This is a genomic window from Actinoplanes sp. NPDC051513, from assembly GCF_044454685.1.
In the GTDB taxonomy this organism is placed as follows: Bacteria; Actinomycetota; Actinomycetes; order Mycobacteriales; family Micromonosporaceae; genus Actinoplanes.
Genome location: NZ_JBITDW010000033.1, coordinates 16,491 through 34,381, shown reverse-complemented (window position 1 = coordinate 34,381; position 17,891 = coordinate 16,491). Strand labels below are relative to the sequence as shown.

At 70.2% G+C, this 17,891-nt stretch carries 17 protein-coding genes; 9 read left to right on the top strand and 8 right to left on the bottom strand.

From position 1 onward, the window contains the following. Nucleotides 1-83: 83 nt before the first annotated feature. Nucleotides 84-1,208 carry a hypothetical protein gene (locus ACIA5D_RS46815; protein ID WP_396037174.1) on the top strand — a complete coding sequence of 375 codons (1,125 nt, stop codon included), beginning with the start codon at nt 84-86 and terminating at the stop codon, nt 1,206-1,208. Next, the gene (locus tag ACIA5D_RS46810; RefSeq protein ID WP_396037173.1) at nt 1,208-1,918 is read left to right on the top strand and encodes a LamG-like jellyroll fold domain-containing protein; all 711 of its coding nucleotides are present in this window, start codon (nt 1,208-1,210) and stop codon (nt 1,916-1,918) included. Before ACIA5D_RS46815 ends, ACIA5D_RS46810 begins: the two co-directional genes overlap by 1 nt. On the opposite strand, the gene ACIA5D_RS46805 is transcribed toward ACIA5D_RS46810, so the two are convergent. From ACIA5D_RS46805 to ACIA5D_RS46770, 8 genes are all read right to left on the bottom strand, one after another. Next, nucleotides 1,904-2,467: a DUF1707 domain-containing protein gene (locus ACIA5D_RS46805; RefSeq protein WP_396037172.1), complete on the bottom strand. Its 564-nt coding sequence runs from the start codon at nt 2,465-2,467 to the stop codon at nt 1,904-1,906. The two genes, ACIA5D_RS46810 and ACIA5D_RS46805, sit on opposite strands and share 15 nt — an antisense overlap. After that, nucleotides 2,464-3,552 carry a hypothetical protein gene (locus ACIA5D_RS46800; RefSeq protein WP_396037171.1) on the bottom strand — a complete coding sequence of 363 codons (1,089 nt, stop codon included), beginning with the start codon at nt 3,550-3,552 and terminating at the stop codon, nt 2,464-2,466. The genes ACIA5D_RS46805 and ACIA5D_RS46800 overlap by 4 nt, the downstream gene beginning before the upstream one ends. Before the next feature lie 74 nt (nt 3,553-3,626). Then, nucleotides 3,627-4,229 (bottom strand): lactate utilization protein C, encoded by a 603-nt coding sequence (locus ACIA5D_RS46795; protein ID WP_396037170.1) that lies wholly within the window; start codon nt 4,227-4,229, stop codon nt 3,627-3,629. Beyond that, entirely contained in the window at nt 4,226-5,650 is a 1,425-nt protein-coding gene (locus ACIA5D_RS46790; RefSeq protein ID WP_396037169.1) for a lactate utilization protein B, read from the bottom strand. Before ACIA5D_RS46790 ends, ACIA5D_RS46795 begins: the two co-directional genes overlap by 4 nt. Next, on the bottom strand, nt 5,647-6,375 hold the full coding sequence (locus tag ACIA5D_RS46785) for a (Fe-S)-binding protein (protein ID WP_396037168.1): 729 nt from the start codon (nt 6,373-6,375) through the stop codon (nt 5,647-5,649). The genes ACIA5D_RS46790 and ACIA5D_RS46785 overlap by 4 nt, the downstream gene beginning before the upstream one ends. A gap of 28 nt (nt 6,376-6,403) precedes the next feature. Beyond that, nucleotides 6,404-7,747 carry a rhamnulokinase family protein gene (locus tag ACIA5D_RS46780; protein WP_396037167.1) on the bottom strand — a complete coding sequence of 448 codons (1,344 nt, stop codon included), beginning with the start codon at nt 7,745-7,747 and terminating at the stop codon, nt 6,404-6,406. A 77-nt stretch (nt 7,748-7,824) separates the two neighbouring features. Then, nucleotides 7,825-9,855, bottom strand: a complete 2,031-nt coding sequence (locus ACIA5D_RS46775) for a bifunctional aldolase/short-chain dehydrogenase (protein ID WP_396037166.1) — start codon at nt 9,853-9,855, stop codon at nt 7,825-7,827. Between the two features lie 118 nt (nt 9,856-9,973). Beyond that, nucleotides 9,974-10,999 (bottom strand): LacI family DNA-binding transcriptional regulator, encoded by a 1,026-nt coding sequence (locus tag ACIA5D_RS46770; protein WP_396037165.1) that lies wholly within the window; start codon nt 10,997-10,999, stop codon nt 9,974-9,976. A gap of 159 nt (nt 11,000-11,158) precedes the next feature. On the opposite strand from ACIA5D_RS46770, the gene ACIA5D_RS46765 reads away from it, so the two are divergent. The 7 genes from ACIA5D_RS46765 (at nt 11,159) to ACIA5D_RS46735 (ending at nt 17,874) form a co-directional block, all read left to right on the top strand. Continuing rightward, nucleotides 11,159-12,664 (top strand): sugar ABC transporter ATP-binding protein, encoded by a 1,506-nt coding sequence (locus ACIA5D_RS46765; RefSeq protein WP_396037164.1) that lies wholly within the window; start codon nt 11,159-11,161, stop codon nt 12,662-12,664. Nucleotides 12,665-12,684: 20 nt separating this feature from the next. After that, nucleotides 12,685-13,665, top strand: coding sequence for an ABC transporter permease (locus ACIA5D_RS46760; RefSeq protein WP_396037163.1), 981 nt, complete (start codon nt 12,685-12,687; stop codon nt 13,663-13,665). Next, nucleotides 13,658-14,665, top strand: coding sequence for an ABC transporter permease (locus tag ACIA5D_RS46755; RefSeq protein WP_396037162.1), 1,008 nt, complete (start codon nt 13,658-13,660; stop codon nt 14,663-14,665). The genes ACIA5D_RS46760 and ACIA5D_RS46755 overlap by 8 nt, the downstream gene beginning before the upstream one ends. 20 nt (nt 14,666-14,685) lie before the next feature. Then, nucleotides 14,686-15,759 carry a rhamnose ABC transporter substrate-binding protein gene (gene rhaS, locus ACIA5D_RS46750; protein WP_396037161.1) on the top strand — a complete coding sequence of 358 codons (1,074 nt, stop codon included), beginning with the start codon at nt 14,686-14,688 and terminating at the stop codon, nt 15,757-15,759. A 6-nt stretch (nt 15,760-15,765) separates the two neighbouring features. Then, nucleotides 15,766-16,104, top strand: a complete 339-nt coding sequence (locus tag ACIA5D_RS46745) for an L-rhamnose mutarotase (protein ID WP_396037160.1) — start codon at nt 15,766-15,768, stop codon at nt 16,102-16,104. A 6-nt stretch (nt 16,105-16,110) separates the two neighbouring features. Next, nucleotides 16,111-17,277, top strand: coding sequence for an L-rhamnose isomerase (gene rhaI, locus ACIA5D_RS46740; RefSeq protein WP_396037159.1), 1,167 nt, complete (start codon nt 16,111-16,113; stop codon nt 17,275-17,277). A gap of 363 nt (nt 17,278-17,640) precedes the next feature. Beyond that, on the top strand, nt 17,641-17,874 hold the full coding sequence (locus ACIA5D_RS46735; RefSeq protein WP_396037158.1) for a hypothetical protein: 234 nt from the start codon (nt 17,641-17,643) through the stop codon (nt 17,872-17,874). Nucleotides 17,875-17,891: the final 17 nt, after the last annotated feature.

The following is a 17,891-nucleotide window of genomic DNA, read 5'->3' as shown; positions in this document are numbered from 1 at the left end:
TGGGCTACCGCTTCGACCCCGGCCCCAAGTCGCATCCTGCCGTGGGGGACGCGCGTTAGCCCGGCGTGCGTATCTCACAGCATGTGCGCCGTGCCGCCGTCACCGGCGCCGCGGCCATCGCGGTCTGCGCCGTGGCGCAGCCCGCCGGCGCGGCGGTCGGCACGACCGCGCGCGTCACGCCGTCGTTCAACGGCTCGGTGTACGCCATCGCGTATCGCGGCGGCACCGTGTACGTCGGCGGCTCCTTCACCAGCACCACCGTCGGCGGGCGCAGCGTCTCCCGGGAGCGGCTCGCCGCCTTCGACGCGCGCACCGGCGCCCTGCTCGACTGGCATCCGCGCGCCGACGACACGGTCCGCGCGCTCGCCGTCTCCGGCCCGTCCGTCTACGCGGCCGGCGACTTCGGCCACGTCTCCGGCCAGGCCCGCGACTCGCTGGCCCGGCTCGACGCCAGGACCGGCGCGGTGGGCACGTTCGCACACGGCATCGACGGCAGCCCGCGGGCTCTCGCGGTCGGCAACGGCCGGCTCTACCTCGGCGGGACGATCAGCCGGGTCGACCGGCGGGAACGGCAGCGGCTCGCCGCTTTCTCGCTGACCACCGGCGCGCTCGACGACGGCTGGACGCCGACCGCGGACAACACCGTCTACTCGCTCGCCCACCGCGGCTCCAAGGTCTATCTGGGCGGCAGCTTCCACCGCACCGACGACGTGAGCTCCACGCCGCGGCTCTCCGCGGTCGACGCCGTCAGCGGTGAGCTGGACCGTGGCTTCCGGCCGTCGCCCCCGGCGGTGGTCTACTCGATCGCGGTCGACGGCAACGGCGTCTACGCCGCGATGGGCGGGCCGGGCGGCCGGGCGGCGGCCTTCACCGACGCCGGGCGTACACGATGGACGCGAACCTTCGACGGGGACGTCCAGGCCATCGCGGTGCTGGACGGGACCGCGTACGTCGGCGGGCACTTCGACCGGGCCTGCACCAGCGGCGCCACCGGCGCGCACGGCACCTGCAGCGACGGCTCGGTCTCCCGGGTCAAGCTGGCCGCGGTGGGCGGCGACGGCGCGCTCGCCGGCTGGGCGCCGCAGGCCAACGGCATCATCGGGGTCCGCACGATCGCGGTCGACCGAGCACAGGGGACGGTGGCGGCCGGCGGCGACTTCACCACGATCGGCGGCCGGTCCCAGAGGCGCTTCGCCTCCTTCGGCTGATGCGGCGCGCCGTTCTCTTCGGCGTGGCGCTGGCCCTCGCCGGCGTCGCCGGGCCGTCCGCGCACGCGTCGACGGTCTCGAACCACGTGGCCTTCTACAACTTCGACGGCCGGGCGCCGCTGACCGACGTCACCGGGCACGGGCACGACCTGACCCCGGTGAGCCGGCACGGCGGCCTGTACGCCACGGTCCCCCGCGGCAAAGGCAGCGCGCTGGTCTTCCCGGAGCCCTGCCACGACGAGCCATGCCCGCGGATCGCGCTGCAAGCCGTGCCGGTCGACGACCTCGACCCCGGCCGGCGAGCGATCCGCTGGGGCGCATCGGTTCGGCTCGCCGCCGACGAGACGAGCAAGGGCGAGAACGTGCTGCAGAAGGGCTACTCGGCCGAGGGAAGCCAGTACAAGCTGCAGGTCGACGGCGGCGAGGGCCGGCCCAGTTGTGTGATGGTCGACGACAAGCGGCGCACCATCCACCTGGCGCTGAGCTCGGTGAGCGTGGCCGACGGCCGCTGGCACACCCTCGAATGCCGCCGGGCCGGCAGCAACCTGACGATCCTGGTCGACGGCAAGCGCCGGGGCGGCATCACGATCCCGGCGGATCTCTCGGTGCGCAACCGCATCCCGCTCAGCGTCGGCGGCAAGGGCTCGTTCGACAACAACGACCAGTTCCAGGGCGCGCTCGACGAGGTGTGGGTCTCAATCGGTCAGTGAGTACGGCTTGCTGACCACCTGCACCTGCCCGAACCAGGTGGCGATGTCGACCCGCACCTCGGGCGTGCCCGGCACCCGGGGCACCGGCGCCAGGTGCAGGCTGTGATTGCTGAACACCACCGCGCCGGTGAGGTCGACCTCGACGCCCTCGGGCACGATGACGGTGACCTGGCCGAACAGGCAGAGCCCGGCGATCTCGATGGTGCTCTGGCTGGTGACCACCTCGCGCAGGTCGAGCTCGGTCGAGCCGAAGAACGTGCGCAGCCACACCCGCGGCGACTTGAGCCGCCACCGCCCGCGCCGCTTGCTCTCGCTGAAGATGGTGGTGACGCTGTCGACGGTTTCCGCCGACCCGACGATCGGCGTGGGCGCGAGGTCGGCGGTGGCCCGCTCGATCTCCTGCGAGCTCTCGGCGGCCCAGACCGCGCCGACCCGCACCCCGAACTCCTCGAGCGTCAGCCGCCCCTCGCCGCAGGCACGCTGCAGCAGCTCGGCGGCCCGCTCGCGCTCGTGATCGGACGGGGGCATCGGTACCGGTGAGGTCGTCACGGCGCCAGCTTACGGCCGGCGGCGCCGTACACGGCCGCGTCGACCCGCCGCCAGTCCGACCATTCCACCTTCTCGCCGAACGAGCGCTGCCACAGTCCACCGTGGTCATCGACGCCGACGATCTCGAGCCGGCCGTCGCTCGTCGTCCCGGCGGCGATGTCGACCAGGACACCGTCGGGCGAGGGCATGGGATACCACTCGGACCACGGATCGTCGTGCCACTTCCAGCGATGGCTGACCTCGCCCGACTCGCTCACGACGAACACCTCCTGATGCCCGGACGACCCGCGGAGGGAGCTGATGGCAACGGGCGCCGAGCCGGTCGGCGGCCTGCCGAGATCGAGCCACTCCTTGTCGCCGCGGAACCACACCCGCTTGTCGAGGTCGACGACCGCGCATTGAGGCTTTCCCTGCCGATAGGTGAGGGCGACGTCCCGCGAGTTGATCCGGGTCTGGTCGTACCACTCGGACCAGGGGAAACCGTCGCGTCGCCAGCGGTGTCCCAGCCGGTAGCCCTCGCCCACCGCGTAGAGCTCGAGCCGGCTGGTTCCCGTGTGCACGATGTCGACCGCGATGATCGGGCCGAGCCGGGTGGAACCGTCGATCGTGTCCCACTCGCGCCAGCCCTGCCGGTCACGACGCCGGACCCACAGCCCGCCGGCGCGGTCGGCGACGAGCAGGTCGACCCGCCCGTGTGCCGGCGCCGTCGCGGCGACGTCGTACCCGGGCTGGCCCGGCACGCTGACATCCGTCCACGCGCCCCAGCCGCGACGCTGGCGGTACTGCCGTTCCAGGATCGAGCCGTTCTCGGTCACCGCGAAGAGTTGCATGGTGTCGTCGCCCGCCGAGCTGATCGCCACCCGCTTGATCGGCCCGGCGACTTCCGGGCCGGCCGGTCTCGCGCGGTAGTGCTCGAAATAGACCAGCACGACGACGCCGGCGACGAGGACGCCGCCCAGCAGCAGACCCCAGCGGAGCGACCATTCCGGGGTCAGCAGTCCGGTCAGGACGTTCACCACCGCGGGCACCACGACCGCCGCGGTGACGACGAGGGCGACGGTCGGAGCCAGCCTGCTGCGTCGCATTCGTGTCCTTCGCTCACCGGGTGCGGGAGGACAGGCTATTCCGACCGATCACCGGCCGCACTCGGCATTTCAGGCTACTCAGACCCGACGGAAGTCAGGATCACGTGCAGATTGCGGGGTCCGTGCACCCCCTCGACGCGGTTGAGCTCGATGTCGCTGGTGGCCGAGGGCCCGCTGATCCAGGTGAGCGGCCGCGTGGGATCGAGCCGGGCCAGCGCCTCGGGCACCGACGCCACGACCTGCGAAGGCCGCAGCACGCAGATGTGCAGGTCGGGCAGGAGCGTGATGATCCGCCGGCCCTGGTCGTCGGACGCGTCCAGCACGATGGTCCCGGTCTCGACGACGGCCACCGCCGCCGCGGTCACCACGCCGTCGGCCGCCGCGATCCGGGAAGCGTCCAGCCCGTCGTCGGCCACGGCCTCGAGTCCGTCCGGGATCCACGAGGACGGCAAGCCGGGCGGCACGACCACGGTCCCGGTGGGCAAAATTTCCGCAACGGCGTCGCGGACCGTCGAGGCCCGATGCACGACGGCCTTGTAGTCGGTGAGGCGCTCGACCAGCAGGTCGAGGTCTACTCTCGCCTCGCCACGCCGATAGTCCCGCGGTACCACAGGCGCCTCGGCGCCGGAGCCCAGCGCCGCCCGGATCCGGCCGAGGATCACGTCCTTCGAGCTCACCGCGACCGCCACCAATCACGGAAGGTCTGCGAAGGCGGAGCCGGCAGATCACGGCTCGCCGACCAGCCGTTGAGCGGCGGCGGCAGCCCTCGTCCCCGTCGCCCGGCGATCCGGGCGAGCTTCGCCGCCCGCTGCGCCGACGTGTAAAGGCGAGGACGGTCCATCGTGTACGCGGCGGCCGCCATCACCGCCGCCTCCGACCGCGGGTGCGGCGCTTGATTCCGCAGGTGCACGAGGATCGACGGGATATCGATCTTCACGGGGCAGGCGTCGAAGCAGGCCCCGCACAGCGACGACGCGTACGGCAGCGTCGGGTTGTCGGCCACCCCGGTGAGTTGCGGCGACAGCACCGCGCCGATCGGGCCCGGGTACACCGACCCGTACGCGTGCCCGCCCGTCCGCTCGTAGACCGGGCACACGTTGAGGCAGGCCGAGCACCGGATGCAGTGCAGCGCCTGCCGCCCCACCTCGTCGGCGAGGACCGCGGTGCGGCCGTTGTCGAGCAGCACCAGGTGGAAGCTCTGCGGCCCGTCGCCCGGCGTCACCCCGCGCCACATCGACGTGTACGGGTTCATCCGCTCGCCCGTCGACGCCCGCGGCAGCAGCTGCAGGAAGACTTCGAGGTCTTGCCAGGTCGGCACCAGCTTCTCGATGCCCATCACGGTGATCAGCGTGTCGGGCAGGGTGAGACACATCCGACCGTTGCCCTCCGACTCGACCACCGCCAGCGTCCCCGTGTCGGCGATCGCGAAGTTCGCCCCCGAGATCGCGACCCGCGTGTTCAGGAACGTCTCGCGCAGGTACTTGCGGGCCGCGCCCGCCAGCGCAGGCGGATCGTCGGTCAGGCCGTGGTCGACGCCGGGCATGGCGTTCAGGAAGATCTCGCGGATCTCGGACCGGTTGCGGTGAATCGCCGGCACCAGGATGTGGCTGGGCTTGTCGTCGCCGAGCTGCACGATCAGCTCGGCCAGATCGGTCTCGACCGGCGTGATCCCGGCGGCCTCGAGCGCCTCGTTCAGCCCGATCTCCTGGGTGGCCATCGACTTGACCTTGATGACCCGCCGCTCGCCGGTCTGCCGCACGAGGTCGGTGACGATCCGGTTGGCCTCGTTGGCGTCGGTCGCCCAGTGCACGACCCCACCCGCGGCGGTCACCTTCTCTTCGAGCTGTTCCAGGAGCAACGGCAAATGCGCCATCGTGTACGCCTTGAGCGCCGCCCCCGCCGCCCGCAGCTCCTCCCAGTCGGGCAGCTCGGCGATGACCCGGCCCGACTTCCCGCGGATCGTCGTCGTCGCGTGCTGGAGATTGCGGCGCAGCTGCGCATTGCCCAGCGCCTCGCGCGCGGCCCGCGGGAACGGCTCGTCCCCCCGCAGATGGCCGACGCCACGCGGCGCGCGAGCCGGCATGCCGAGGAACGTCATGACGCCTCCATGGAAGCCAGGATCTCGGCGAGATGAACCGTGCGGACGCCCGTACGGAGCCGGGACAGCCCGCCCCCGATGTGCATCAGGCAGGAGGCGTCCCCGGCCGTGCACACGTCGGCGCCCGTGTCGAGCACGTGGCGCATCTTGTCGGCCAGCATCGCCGTCGACGTGTCCGCGTTCTTCATCGAGAAGGTGCCGCCGAAGCCGCAGCACTGCTCGGCCGCCGGCAGCTCGACCAGGTCGAGCCCGCGCACGTTGCGCAGCAGCCGCAGCGGCTTGTCGCCGACGCGGAGCACGCGCAGCGAGTGGCAGGTCGGGTGATAGGTCACCCGATGCGGGAAGTACGCCCCGACATCCTCGACGCCGAGCACATCTACCAGGAGCTCGGACAACTCATACGTCCGCGAGGCGACCGCGGCGGCCCGGGCCGCGAGCCGGGAATCCCCCGCCGCGACCATGGCGTGCTGGTGACGGACCGAGCCCACGCAGCTGCCGGAGGGGGCGACGACCACGTCGTACGGCTCGAAGGTCTGGACATGACGCCGGACCAGCGGCAACGCGTCTTTCTGATAGCCCGTGTTGATGTGCATCTGACCGCAGCACGTCTGCTCCACCGGGAACACGACCTCGTGGCCGAGCCGTTCCAGCAGCAGCACGGTCGCCTTGGCCGCGGCCGGGAACATCGTGTCGGCCAGGCACGTCGCGAACAACGCGATTCGCATCGCTCATCACATCCGATCCGACGAGAACTCAGGCGATCCGCTTGGCCGCCGCCCGCCACTCCGCCCGATCGCCGCTGGGCTCATACCGCACGATCTGCTGGGTCTCGCGCAACACCGCCCGCAGCGCCGCCAGATCCCCGTCGACCACCCCGGCCGCACGCGCCTGCACCAGCACGTTCCCGAGCGCCGTGGCTTCCACCGGCCCGGCCAGCACCGGCAGCCCGCAGGCATCCGCGGTCAGCTGACACAGCAACGCGTTCCGCGCCCCGCCGCCGACGATGTGCACCGCGTCCACCGACCGCCCGGCCAGCTCCTGCGCCTGCTCGACGGCCCGCCACTGCGCCAGCGCGAGACTGTCCACAATGCACCTGGCCACCACCGCCGGCGCGGCGTCCCGCGGCAGCCCCGCCGCCGAGGTGACCCGTCCGCACATATCCCCCGGCGGCAGGAAAATCGGCAGGTCGAGGTCGACGACGTGCCGAAGCGCCGCCTCCCGCGAGGCCGCGCGCAGCAGGTCCGAGATATCCGGCGAGCCCCACTCCCGCATGCATTCCTGAAGCGGCCAAAGCCCCATCACGTTGCGCAGATAGCGGACGGTCCCGTCGACCCCACCCTCGTTGGTGAAGTTCGCCAGCCGGGAAGCCTCGCTGAGCACCGGCCCCGGCAGCTCGAGCCCCACCAACGACCAGGTCCCGCACGAGATGTAGGCGAAATCGGCGGAGGCGGCGGGCACCCCCACCACGGCCGAGGCGGTGTCGTGCGACCCCACCGCCACCACCGGAGTCTCCCCATGAAGCCCGATCGTCGACCCGGGCTGCCGCACCCGCGGGAACAACGACGCCCGCAGCCCGACCGATGAGATCAACGGCAACGACCAATCCCGCGTACGCACATCGAGCAGCTCGGTGGTGGAGGCGTTGGTGTACTCGGCCCCCAACTCCCCGGTCAGCCAATAGGCCAGCAGATCCGGGATGAGCAGCACCTGCTGGGCCGCCTCGTACTGCGGCGTCCCCACCGCGGAAACCAACTGGTAGATCGTGTTGAACGGCAGCTTCTGCAGCCCGGTGATCTCGTACAGCCGCTCGTCCGTCACCACCGAGGCCACCCGCGAGGGAACCCCGTCCGTCCGCCCGTCCCGGTAGTGCACCGGGTTGCCGAGCAGCGCCCCCGAGGCGTCGAGCAGTCCGTAGTCGACGGCCCACGAGTCGATCCCGATGCTGTCCACCGGCCCCGCGGCCCGCAGCCCCTCGAGCACCCCGCGATACAGCCCGAGGATGTCCCAGTGCAGCGTCCCGCCCGCGTTCACCGGCTCGTTCGCGAACCGATGCGCCTCCGTGAGCGAGACCGAGCCCGCCCCGACCCGGCCGACCATGACACGCCCACTGGACGCGCCAAGATCGACCGCGGCAAATGGCCTCGGTTCGGAAGGCATGGTCATCGCAGGCCCAGTCATCTGAGGAACGCGGCCGCGACACCCGCGTCGACCGGGATGTGCAGGCCGGTGGTGTGGGTGAGGTCGCCCCCGGTCAGCGCGAACACCGCGTTCGCCACGTGCTCGGGCAGCACCTCCCGCTTGAGCAGCGTCCGCTGCGCGTAGTACTCGCCCAGCTTCTCCTCCGGCACGCCGTAGACCGCGGCACGCTTCGCGCCCCAGCCGCCCGCGAAGATCCCGGAGCCGCGCACGACGCCGTCGGGGTTGATGCCGTTGACGCGTACGCCGTGGGCGCCGAGCTCCGCGGCCAGCAGCCGTACCTGATGCGCCTGGTCGGCCTTCGTCGCCCCGTACGCGACGTTGTTCGGCCCCGCGAAGATCGAGTTCTTGCTGCTGATGTAGATGACGTCGCCGCCCATGCCCTGCGGGATCATCACCCGGGCCGCCTCGCGGGACACCAGGAACGAGCCCTTGGCCATCACGTCGTGCTGCAGGTCCCAGTCGGCCTCGGTGGTCTCGAGCAGCGGCTTCGAGATCGACAGCCCGGCGTTGTTGACCACCAGGTCGACCCCGCCGAACGCCAGCACCGCGTCCCGCAGCGATGCGACGATGGCGTCGGCGCTGGTCACGTCGGCCTGCACGGCGATCGCCACATCGGCGCCGCCGATCTCGCCGGCAACCGACGACGCGGCGGAGAAGTCGCGGTCGGCCACGATCACACAAGCGCCCTCGGCCGCGAGCCGCAGCGCGATCGCCCGCCCGATCCCCGACCCGCCGCCGGTCACGTACGCGACCCGGGTGGCGAGCGGCTTCGGCTTCGGCATCCGCTGGAGCTTCGCCTCCTCCAGGGCCCAGTACTCGATGCGGAACTTCTCGCTCTCGTCGATCGGCGCGTACGTCGACACCGACTCGGCCCCGCGCATCACGTTGATCGCGTTGACATAGAACTCGCCGGCCACCCGCGCGGTCTGCTTGTTGGCGCCGAACGAGAACATGCCCACGCCGGGGACCAGCACGATCGCCGGGTCGGCCCCGCGCATCGCCGGCGAGTCGGGGGTGGCGTGCCGCTCGTAGTAGCCGCGATAGTCCTCGCGGTACGTCTCGTGCAGCTCCTTGACCCGGGCCACCACCTCGTCGAGGGGCGCGTCCGGCGCGGTGTCGACGACCAGCGGCTTGACCTTGGTGCGCAGGAAGTGGTCGGGGCAGGAGGTGCCCAGCGCGGCCAGTTCCGGCATCCGCGAGGAGTTGACGAAGTCGAGGACGACGTCGGCGTCGGTGTAGTGCCCCACCTGAGGACGGTCGGTGGACGCGAGACCGCGAAGCACGGGGAACAGCGCGGCCGCGCGCTCACGACGTACGGAAGCGGTCAGGGTTTGATGAACCGCCGGGCCGAACGGCGCCGGACGGCCGTGCGCCTCCAGATAGGCCGCGGCGGTGTTGATGATCTCGAGCGAGTTGGCTTCGCTCTCGGCGCTGGTGGCGCCCCAGGCGGTGACGCCGTGCCCGCCGAGGATCACGCCGATCGCCTGCGGGTTCGCGCGCTGGACGGCGGCGATGTCGAGGCCGAGCTGGAAACCGGGCCGGCGCCACGGCACCCAGAGCACCCGGTCGCCGAAGATCTCCTTGGTGAGCGCGGGACCGTCGGCGGCGGTGGCGATCGCGATGCCCGAGTCGGGGTGCAGGTGATCGACGTGCGCGACGTCGACGAGACCGTGCATGGCGGTGTCGATGCTCGGCGCCGCGCCACCCCGCCCGTGCAGGCAGAAGTCGAAGGCCGCGACCATCTCGTCCTCGCGCTCGACGCCGGGGTAGACGCCGCTGAGCGCCCGCAGCCGGTCGAGCCGCAGGACGGCCAGGCCCTTCTCGGTGAGCGTGCCGAGGTCGCCGCCCGAGCCCTTGACCCAGAGCAGCTCGGTGGGCTCGCCGGTGACCGGATCGGTCTCGCTGCCCTTGGCCGAGGTGTTGCCCCCGGCGTAGTTGGTGTTGCGCGGATCGGCGCCGAGCCGATTGCTGCGCTCCAGAAGCTCACGCACTGCGGGGTTGGTCATCGCCGGCCTTCACCATCTCATGAAACGTTTCAGACGTTGCAGGCAGATTACGGCCCGCCTCCTCCGCGGTCAAGAGCTCGCGCGCGTACGGCATCAGCCGCACCCAGGACTCGCGCTTCTAACCCCGAGACCGCGTCGACGCCCGGGCCACCAGCTCGGGCGTGAAGAACAGCTGCTGGTGCTCGTGGCCGGGGTTGGTCGCCTCGTCCAGCACCAACTGCGCGGCCGCGCGCCCCAGCTCCTGCCGCGGCTGGCGCACCGACGTCAGCGGCACGGCCGCGGCCGCCGCGAACTCGATGTCGTCGAAGCCCACGATCGCCAGGTCGTCCGGGACCCGCAGCCCGGCGCCGATGCCCTGCTGGAGCAGGCCCAGCGCGAGCAGGTCGTTGGCGCAGAACGCCGCGGTCGGCCGCCGCCGGGCCGGCAGCCCGGCCAGCCGCTCCCCCGCCGACCGTCCTTCCGCGACGGTCAATGACTCGGTCGGCAGGTAGACCAGGTCGTCGGTGGGCAGCCCGAGCTCGTCCCACACCTCGCGGGCGCCCTGGAGGCGTTCGCGCACCTGGCCGATCGACTCGGGCCCGCCGATGAACGCGACCTTGCGGTGCCCCTGCTCGACGAGGTGCTCGATCGCTATCCGGCCGCCGTGCACGTCGTCGACCGCGACCGAGCAGCAGCTGCCGTCGGCGCGCCGGCGGTCGACAATCACCAGCGGCACACCGCGCCGGGCGAGGTCGTCCAAGTACGGCGCTTCCGGGTTGACCGGCGTGATCAGGATGCCCTGGACCCGCTGCTGGAGGAGCCGGTCGAGGTGCGCCTCCTCGCGCTCGGCGCGGCTGTTGCTGTTGCAGATGAACAGCGACAGGTCGGCGTCCTCGGCGGCGAGCTCGATGCCCTGGGCCACGTCGTGAAAGAAAGGGTTGGTGCCGTCGAGCATCACGTACGCCAGGGTGCGGCTGGTGCCGGCGCGCAGCTGACGGGCCGACTCGTTGCGCACGAAGCCGAGATCGGCCATGGCCCGCTCGACCCGTTCCCGGGTGCGGGCACTGACCACTTCGGGCCGATTCATCACATTCGAGACCGTGCCGAGCGAGACGCCGGCGGCCGCGGCCACGTCCTTGACGGACGGCGTCCTGCCGTTCAGCACTTTCCAGTCCCCCTTTGAAACGTTGTTGCAGCATCCTACGGTACCTGTCACCTGCGCAACGGCAGTGTTACGCCAACGTTTCCATCCAATGCTTGACAGGTGTGATCGGGCCCACCTACGTTTATGAAACATTTCAAGTCCCGACCTGGGAGGTGGCTCGTGGCGGAGGCAACTGCCCTGCTCGAGGTCCACGACGTGACGAAATCCTTCGGCGCCGTCGCGGCCGTGCAGGGCGTCAGCTTCCCGCTGTACGGCGGCGAGGCGCATGCCCTCGTCGGCGAGAACGGCGCCGGCAAGTCCACGATTGTCAAGATGCTGGCCGGGGTGCACCGCCCCGACACCGGCACCCTGCGGGTGAACGGCGCCGACGCCGAGTTCGCCGGCCCGGCCGACGCCAAGGCGGCCGGCATAGCGGTCATCTACCAGGAGCCGACGCTGTTCCCCGATCTGTCCGTCGCCGAGAACATCGCGATCGGCAACCAGCCGCTGACCCGGCTGCGGCAGATCGACCGCAAGGCCATGCAGGCGAACGCTTCCCGGCTCTTCCAGCGGCTCGGTGTCCACCTCGACCCGACCCGCCCGGCGCGCGGCCTCTCGATCGCCGACCAGCAGCTGGTCGAGATAGCCAAGGCGCTCTCCAGCGAGGCCCGCGTCCTGATCATGGATGAGCCGACCGCGGCGCTCTCGGCCGTCGAGGTCGAGCGGCTGTTCGCGGTGGTGCGGGCGCTGCGCGACGAGGGCGCCGCGATCCTGTTCATCTCGCACCGCTTCGAGGAGATCACCGCGCTCTGCGAGCGCATCACGATCATGCGGGACGGCAAGCACGTCGCCACCGAGATGGTCGCCGACCTCAGCGTCGACGAGATGATCCGGCGGATGGTCGGCCGCGACCTGAGCGCGCTCTTCCCCAAGCAGGAGGTCGAGCCCGGCGAGGTGATGCTCGAGGTTTCCGGGCTGAGCCGGGAGGGCGTGTTCCGCGACATCACCTTCGACGTGCGGGCCGGCGAGATCGTCGCGCTGGCCGGCCTCGTGGGCGCCGGCCGCTCCGAGGTGATGCAGGCCGTTTTCGGCGTCGACCCGTACGACTCCGGCGTCGTCCGTGTCAAAGGAAAGCGCCTCAAGCCCGGCAACCCGCGCGCCGCGATGGCCGCCGGCATGGCGCTGGTCCCCGAAGACAGGCGCCAGCAGGGCCTGGTGATGGAGCTGTCGATCGAGCGCAACATCACCCTCCCCCGGGCGCGCAAGCTGGCCCGGCTCGGCCTGCTGTTCGGCGGGGTGGAGAAGCGGGCGGCGGCCACCTGGGCCGAGAAACTGCAGACCAAGCTCGGCCGGCTCTCCGACGCGGTCGGCACGCTGTCCGGCGGCAACCAGCAGAAGGTCGTGCTGGCCAAGTGGCTCTCCACCGGCCCGCAGCTGCTGATCGTCGACGAGCCGACCCGCGGCATCGACGTCGGCACCAAGGCCGAGGTGCACCGGCTGATGTCGTCGCTCGCGGCGGACGGGCTCGCGGTGGTCATGGTCTCGTCCGAGCTGCCCGAGGTGCTGGGCATGGCCGACCGGGTCGTGGTGCTGCGCGAGGGCCGGGTGGCGGCGACCCTGACCCGGGCCGAGGCTACCGAAGAGTCCGTTATGTACGCCGCGATGGGCCAGGAGACTGCGGCATGACCCCGATAGCAGCGCCCTCCATGAAGACAAACTTCTTGAAAACCCGCGAATTGGGCATTGTCCTCGCTCTCGCGGCACTCATCCTCTACACGACGATCAGCAACCCGCGCTTCCTCTCCGCGCAGAGCATCCGCGACAACCTGCTGAACACCGCGATCCTCGCGGTCATGGCCACCGGCCAGGCAGTCGTCGTGATCACCCGGAACATCGACCTGAGCGTCGGCTCGGTGCTGGGCTTCTCGGCCTTCACGGTCGCCACCATGATGAGCCAGCACCGGGGCCTCCCGATGATCGTCGCCCTGCTCGTCGGCCTCGCGGTCGGCGCCGCGGCGGGCCTGCTCAACGGCGTGCTGGTCCGCTACGGCAAGGTTCCGGCGCTGGTCGTCACCCTCGGCACGCTCTACATGTACCGCGGCATCGTCTATCAGTGGGCCGGCGGCTCGCAGGTCAACGCCGACGAGCTGCCCGCGGGCTTCCTCAGCTTCGCCAACGACGACATCCTCGGCATCCCGTGGCTGGTGCTGATCGCGCTGATCGTGGTCGGCGGCGTCTCGCTGGTGATGCGCAACTACCGGGCCGGCCGCGAGCTGTACGCGATGGGCTCCAGCCCGCAGGCCGCCGAGCTGGCCGGCATCAAGGTCGCCCGCAACCTGCTCGGCGCGTTCATCCTCTCCGGCGCGCTCGCCGGCCTGGCCGGGGTGCTGTTCGCGGCCCGGTTCGGCACGGTCGACGCGTCCGCCGGCACCGGCTACGAACTGAACGTCGTGGCCGCCGTGGTGGTCGGCGGCGTCGCCGTCTTCGGCGGCAGCGGCACGGTCTGGGGCGCGGGCCTCGGCGCCCTGCTGCTCACGGTGATCAGCAGCGCCCTCGCGGTGCTCGACATCAACCAGTTCTGGCAGCAGGCCATCGTGGGCGCGCTGATCATCCTGGCCATCTGCGCCGACCGGCTGGTCGCCGTGCGGATCGCCCGCTCGCTGCGAAAGAGGGACGCGCATGTCTGATTTTTCCGCTAAATCAGGCGAGCTGCGCCGCTTCGCCAACTGGGACACCGCGATCATCGTGCTGACCATCGCCGTGCTGCTGGTCGCCTCCCTGACCGTCGACAACTTCGGCACCAGTCGCAACTTCACCTTCATGGTGCTCGACCTGATGCCGATCATCCTGGTCGCGCTGCCGATGACGTTCATCATCGTGACCGGCGAGATCGACCTCTCGGTGGCCAGCACGCTCGGCCTGACCAGCTCGCTGATGGGCTGGTTCTGGAACCACAACCTCTCGATCGAAGTGATCATCCCGCTCTGCATTCTGATCGGCGCGATCGCCGGGGTGCTCAACGGATTCCTGATCACAGGGCTGGGCCTGCCGTCGCTTGCGGTCACGATCGGCACCCTCGCCCTGTACCGCGGCCTCGCCCTCGTGGTGCTGGGCGACGGCGCGGTCGCCGACTTCCCGTGGAACTACACGGGTTGGGTAACCGGCACGATCGGCGGTAGCAGCATCCCGAATGTCCTGATCCTGATCGTCGCCATGGCGGTGGTCTTCGGGGTGATCCTGCATGCCACGCCGGTCGGCCGCTCCCTCTACGCCATCGGCGCCAACGCGCAGGCCGCGCACTTCTCCGGCATCCGCGTGGCGCGCACGAAGTTCTGGCTGTACGTCGTGAGCGGCGCCGTCGCCGGCCTGGTCGGCGTGCTGTGGACGCTGCGCTACTCCAGCGCCCGGGCCGACAACGGCGCCGGGCTCGAGCTCGCCGTGGTCGCGGCCGTCCTGCTGGGCGGAGTGTCGATCTTCGGCGGAAAGGGCAGCCTGCCCGGCGTCATCGCCGGTGTGGTGCTGCTGACCGCGCTGCAGAACGCGCTGCGCCTGGAGGACGTCTCCGGGCAGGCGCTGAACATCGTCACGGGCGCCCTGCTCGTGCTGTCCGTCCTTCTTCCCAACATCGTCACCTCCGTTCGCGGCAACTGGCAGCGCCGCAGGCTCCGCCAGTCCGCCGCTCGGTAGATCCCCCGTTTGGAGCCAGCATGTTCCGACACCGCTTGGCCGTAACCATCTCTGCCGCCTCGGTCCTGACGCTCGCCGTCGCAGGTTGTGGTGGCACCACGAAGGACAGCAACGCCAACTCGGGCGGCGGCACCCAGGCCTCGGCGACCGCGGACCCGAACGCCGCGCTCAAAGAGGGCTTGAAGATCGCGTATCTGCCCAAGCAGTTGAACAACCCGTACTCCGATGTGGAGACTTCGGGCGGTGAGGAGGCCGTCAAGGAGCTCAAGGGTGAGTACAAGAAGGTCGGCCCGAACGACGCGTCGGCGTCGTCGCAGGTTTCCTACATCAACACGCTGATCCAGCAGCAGCAGGACGTCATCGTGATCGCGGCGAACGACCCGAACGCGGTGTGCCCGTCGCTGAACCAGGCGCGGGCGGCGAAGATCAAGGTGGTCACGTTCGACTCGGATGCGTCGAAGGACTGCCGGGACGCGTTCATCAACCAGGCCACCACCGAGGGCATCGGCCAGTCGCTGGCCAAGATGGCCCTCGATCAGGCCGGCGCCGCGGGCGGCGAGATCGCGGTGTTGTCGGCGACGCCGAACGCGACGAACCAGAACGCCTGGATCGACGTGATGAAGACCGAGCTGGCCAAGCCCGAGTACTCGAAGCTCAAGCTGGTGAAGGTGGCCTACGGCAACGACGACGACCAGAAGTCGTTCCAGGAGGCCCAGGGTCTCATGCAGTCCTTCCCGAACCTGAAGGTCATCGTGGCGCCGACCACGGTGGGTATCGCGGCGGCCGCCCGCTACATCGGCTCGTCGTCGTACAAGGGCAAGGTCGCCGTCACCGGGCTGGGTCTGCCGAACCAGATGCGCCAGTACGTCAAGGACAACACCGTCAAGGTGTTCGCCCTGTGGAACCCGGCCGACATCGGCTACCTCGCCGCCTACGCCGGCGCGGCGATGGCGTCCGGGAAGATCACCGGCAAGGAGGGCGACAAGTTCACCGCCGGCAAGCTCGGTGACTACACGATCGGCAAGGACGGCGAGATCGTCCTCGGCCTGCCGACCGAGTTCACCGCGGAGAACATCGACAAGTTCAACTTCTGATCCGACATGCCTCGTTACTGCTTCAACCTCCAGGTCCGTCCCGAACGGATGGCGGAGTACGTGGAGCGGCACCAGTCCGTGTGGCCCGAGATGCGCGAAGCACTTCGGGCCACCGGCTGGCGCAACTACTCCCTGTTCCTGCGCTCCGACGGGCTGCTGATCGGCTACGTGGAGGCGGACGACCTTGCGGCGTCCCAGGCGGCAATGGCGGCGCTGGACGTCAACTCCCGGTGGCAGGCGGAGATGGCGCCGTTCTTCGCCGGCACCACGCCGACCGACGGCTTCCCGCTGCTGACCGAGGTGTTCCACCTCGACAACGCGGTGCTCGACAAAGAGATGATGTGAAGAACCATGGCTGACCTGGCCGCAGTCAAGCGCGCGCTCACCGCGCAGCGCATCGAGACCCCGTCCTGGGCATACGGGAACTCCGGTACCCGTTTCAAGGTGTTCGCCCAGCCCGGAGTGCCGCGCAACCCCGAGGAGAAGATCGCCGACGCGGCGGTCGTGCACCGCTTCACCGGCGTCGCCCCCACGGTCGCGCTGCACATCCCCTGGGACAAGGTGGACGACTACGCCGCCCTCGCCCGCTACGCCACCGACCTCGGCGTGGGCATCGGCGCGATCAACACCAACGTCTTCCAGGACGACGACTACAAGCTCGGCTCGGTCACCAACCCCGACCCCGGGATCCGCCGCAAGGCCACCGATCACCTGCTCGAGGCGATCGACATCATGGACCGGACGGGTTCGCAGGACCTCAAGCTCTGGTTCTCCGACGGCATCAACTACCCCGGCCAGGACGACCTGCGCACCCGCCAGGACCGGCTGGCCGCCGCCCTGCGCGAGACCTACGACCGGCTCGGCGAGAACCAGCGCATGCTGCTCGAGTACAAGCTGTTCGAGCCCGCGTTCTACGCCACCGACGTCCCCGACTGGGGCACGTCCTACGCGCATTGCATCGAGCTCGGCGAACGCGCCACCGTCTGCATCGACACCGGCCACCACGCCCCCGGCACGAACATCGAGTTCATCGTCGCGTTCCTGCTACGCCAGGGCAGGCTGGGCGCCTTCGACTTCAACAGCCGCTTCTACGCCGACGACGACCTCATGGTGGGCGCCGCCGACCCGTTCCAGCTCTTCCGCATCATGTACGAGATCGTCCGCGGAGACGCCCTGGACCCGGCCTACGGCATCGCCTTCATGCTCGACCAGTGCCACAACATCGAGCGCAAGATCCCCGCCATCATCCGCTCGGTGATGAACGTCCAGGAGGCGACCGCCAAGGCCCTGCTGGTCGACCGCGCCGCCCTGACCGCCGCCCAGAACGCCGGCGACGTCCTGGAGGCCAACGCCGTCTTCATGGACGCCTACAACACCGACGTCCGCCCGCTGCTGGCCGAGGTCCGCGCCGACGCCGGCCTCGACCCCAACCCGATCGCCGCCTACAAGCGAAGCGGCTACGACGAGAAAATCATCGCCGACCGGGTTGGCGGCGAGCAGGCGGGCTGGGGCGCATAAGGGGCAAATTCCAGGTCAAATTCATGTCGTGCCTGGGTGGGTGGTGCAGACCGTCGCTCACGCCGAGGCCGCGCCGGGGCCCAGCTTCGCCGGCCCTGGCGCTTCATTCTGCGTGAGTGGTCACCCCATGGCCGCTCCGCGCCCATCCCAACCCGATGTTGATAAGTTCCCGCACGCCCCGCCCGCCCCGAACCCGTACTCATCAAGATCGCAAGCGGAACGCCCTCGAAGCGCGACGGGCTGCGCTCACCTGCGCGGCTGCTCGGCGGATGGGCGCGGCCAGGTTTGCTTCCCGGGATCGCTAAGGCGCCGCCGGGTGCCGTCCGATTCTTGGGGCCGACCCGGAAGCGAACAGGAGCGGTCATGGATCAGATCGTGGACAACGCCTACACCGTGACCAGCAATCTGTTTGGTCCGGAATCGGGCATCCCGTGGTGGGCCTGGCTGCTCGTGGTCGCCGCCATCATGTTCAAAATTCTGGTGCCCCCACCGAAGACCGTCCGCGACATAGCGGACGAACGGGACCAGATGATGCTCGACCAGCTGCTCGGCGTAGACGGCGGCAAGAAGGGCAAGAAAAAGGACAAGAAGAAGTGACGACGAGGCCGGCCCCC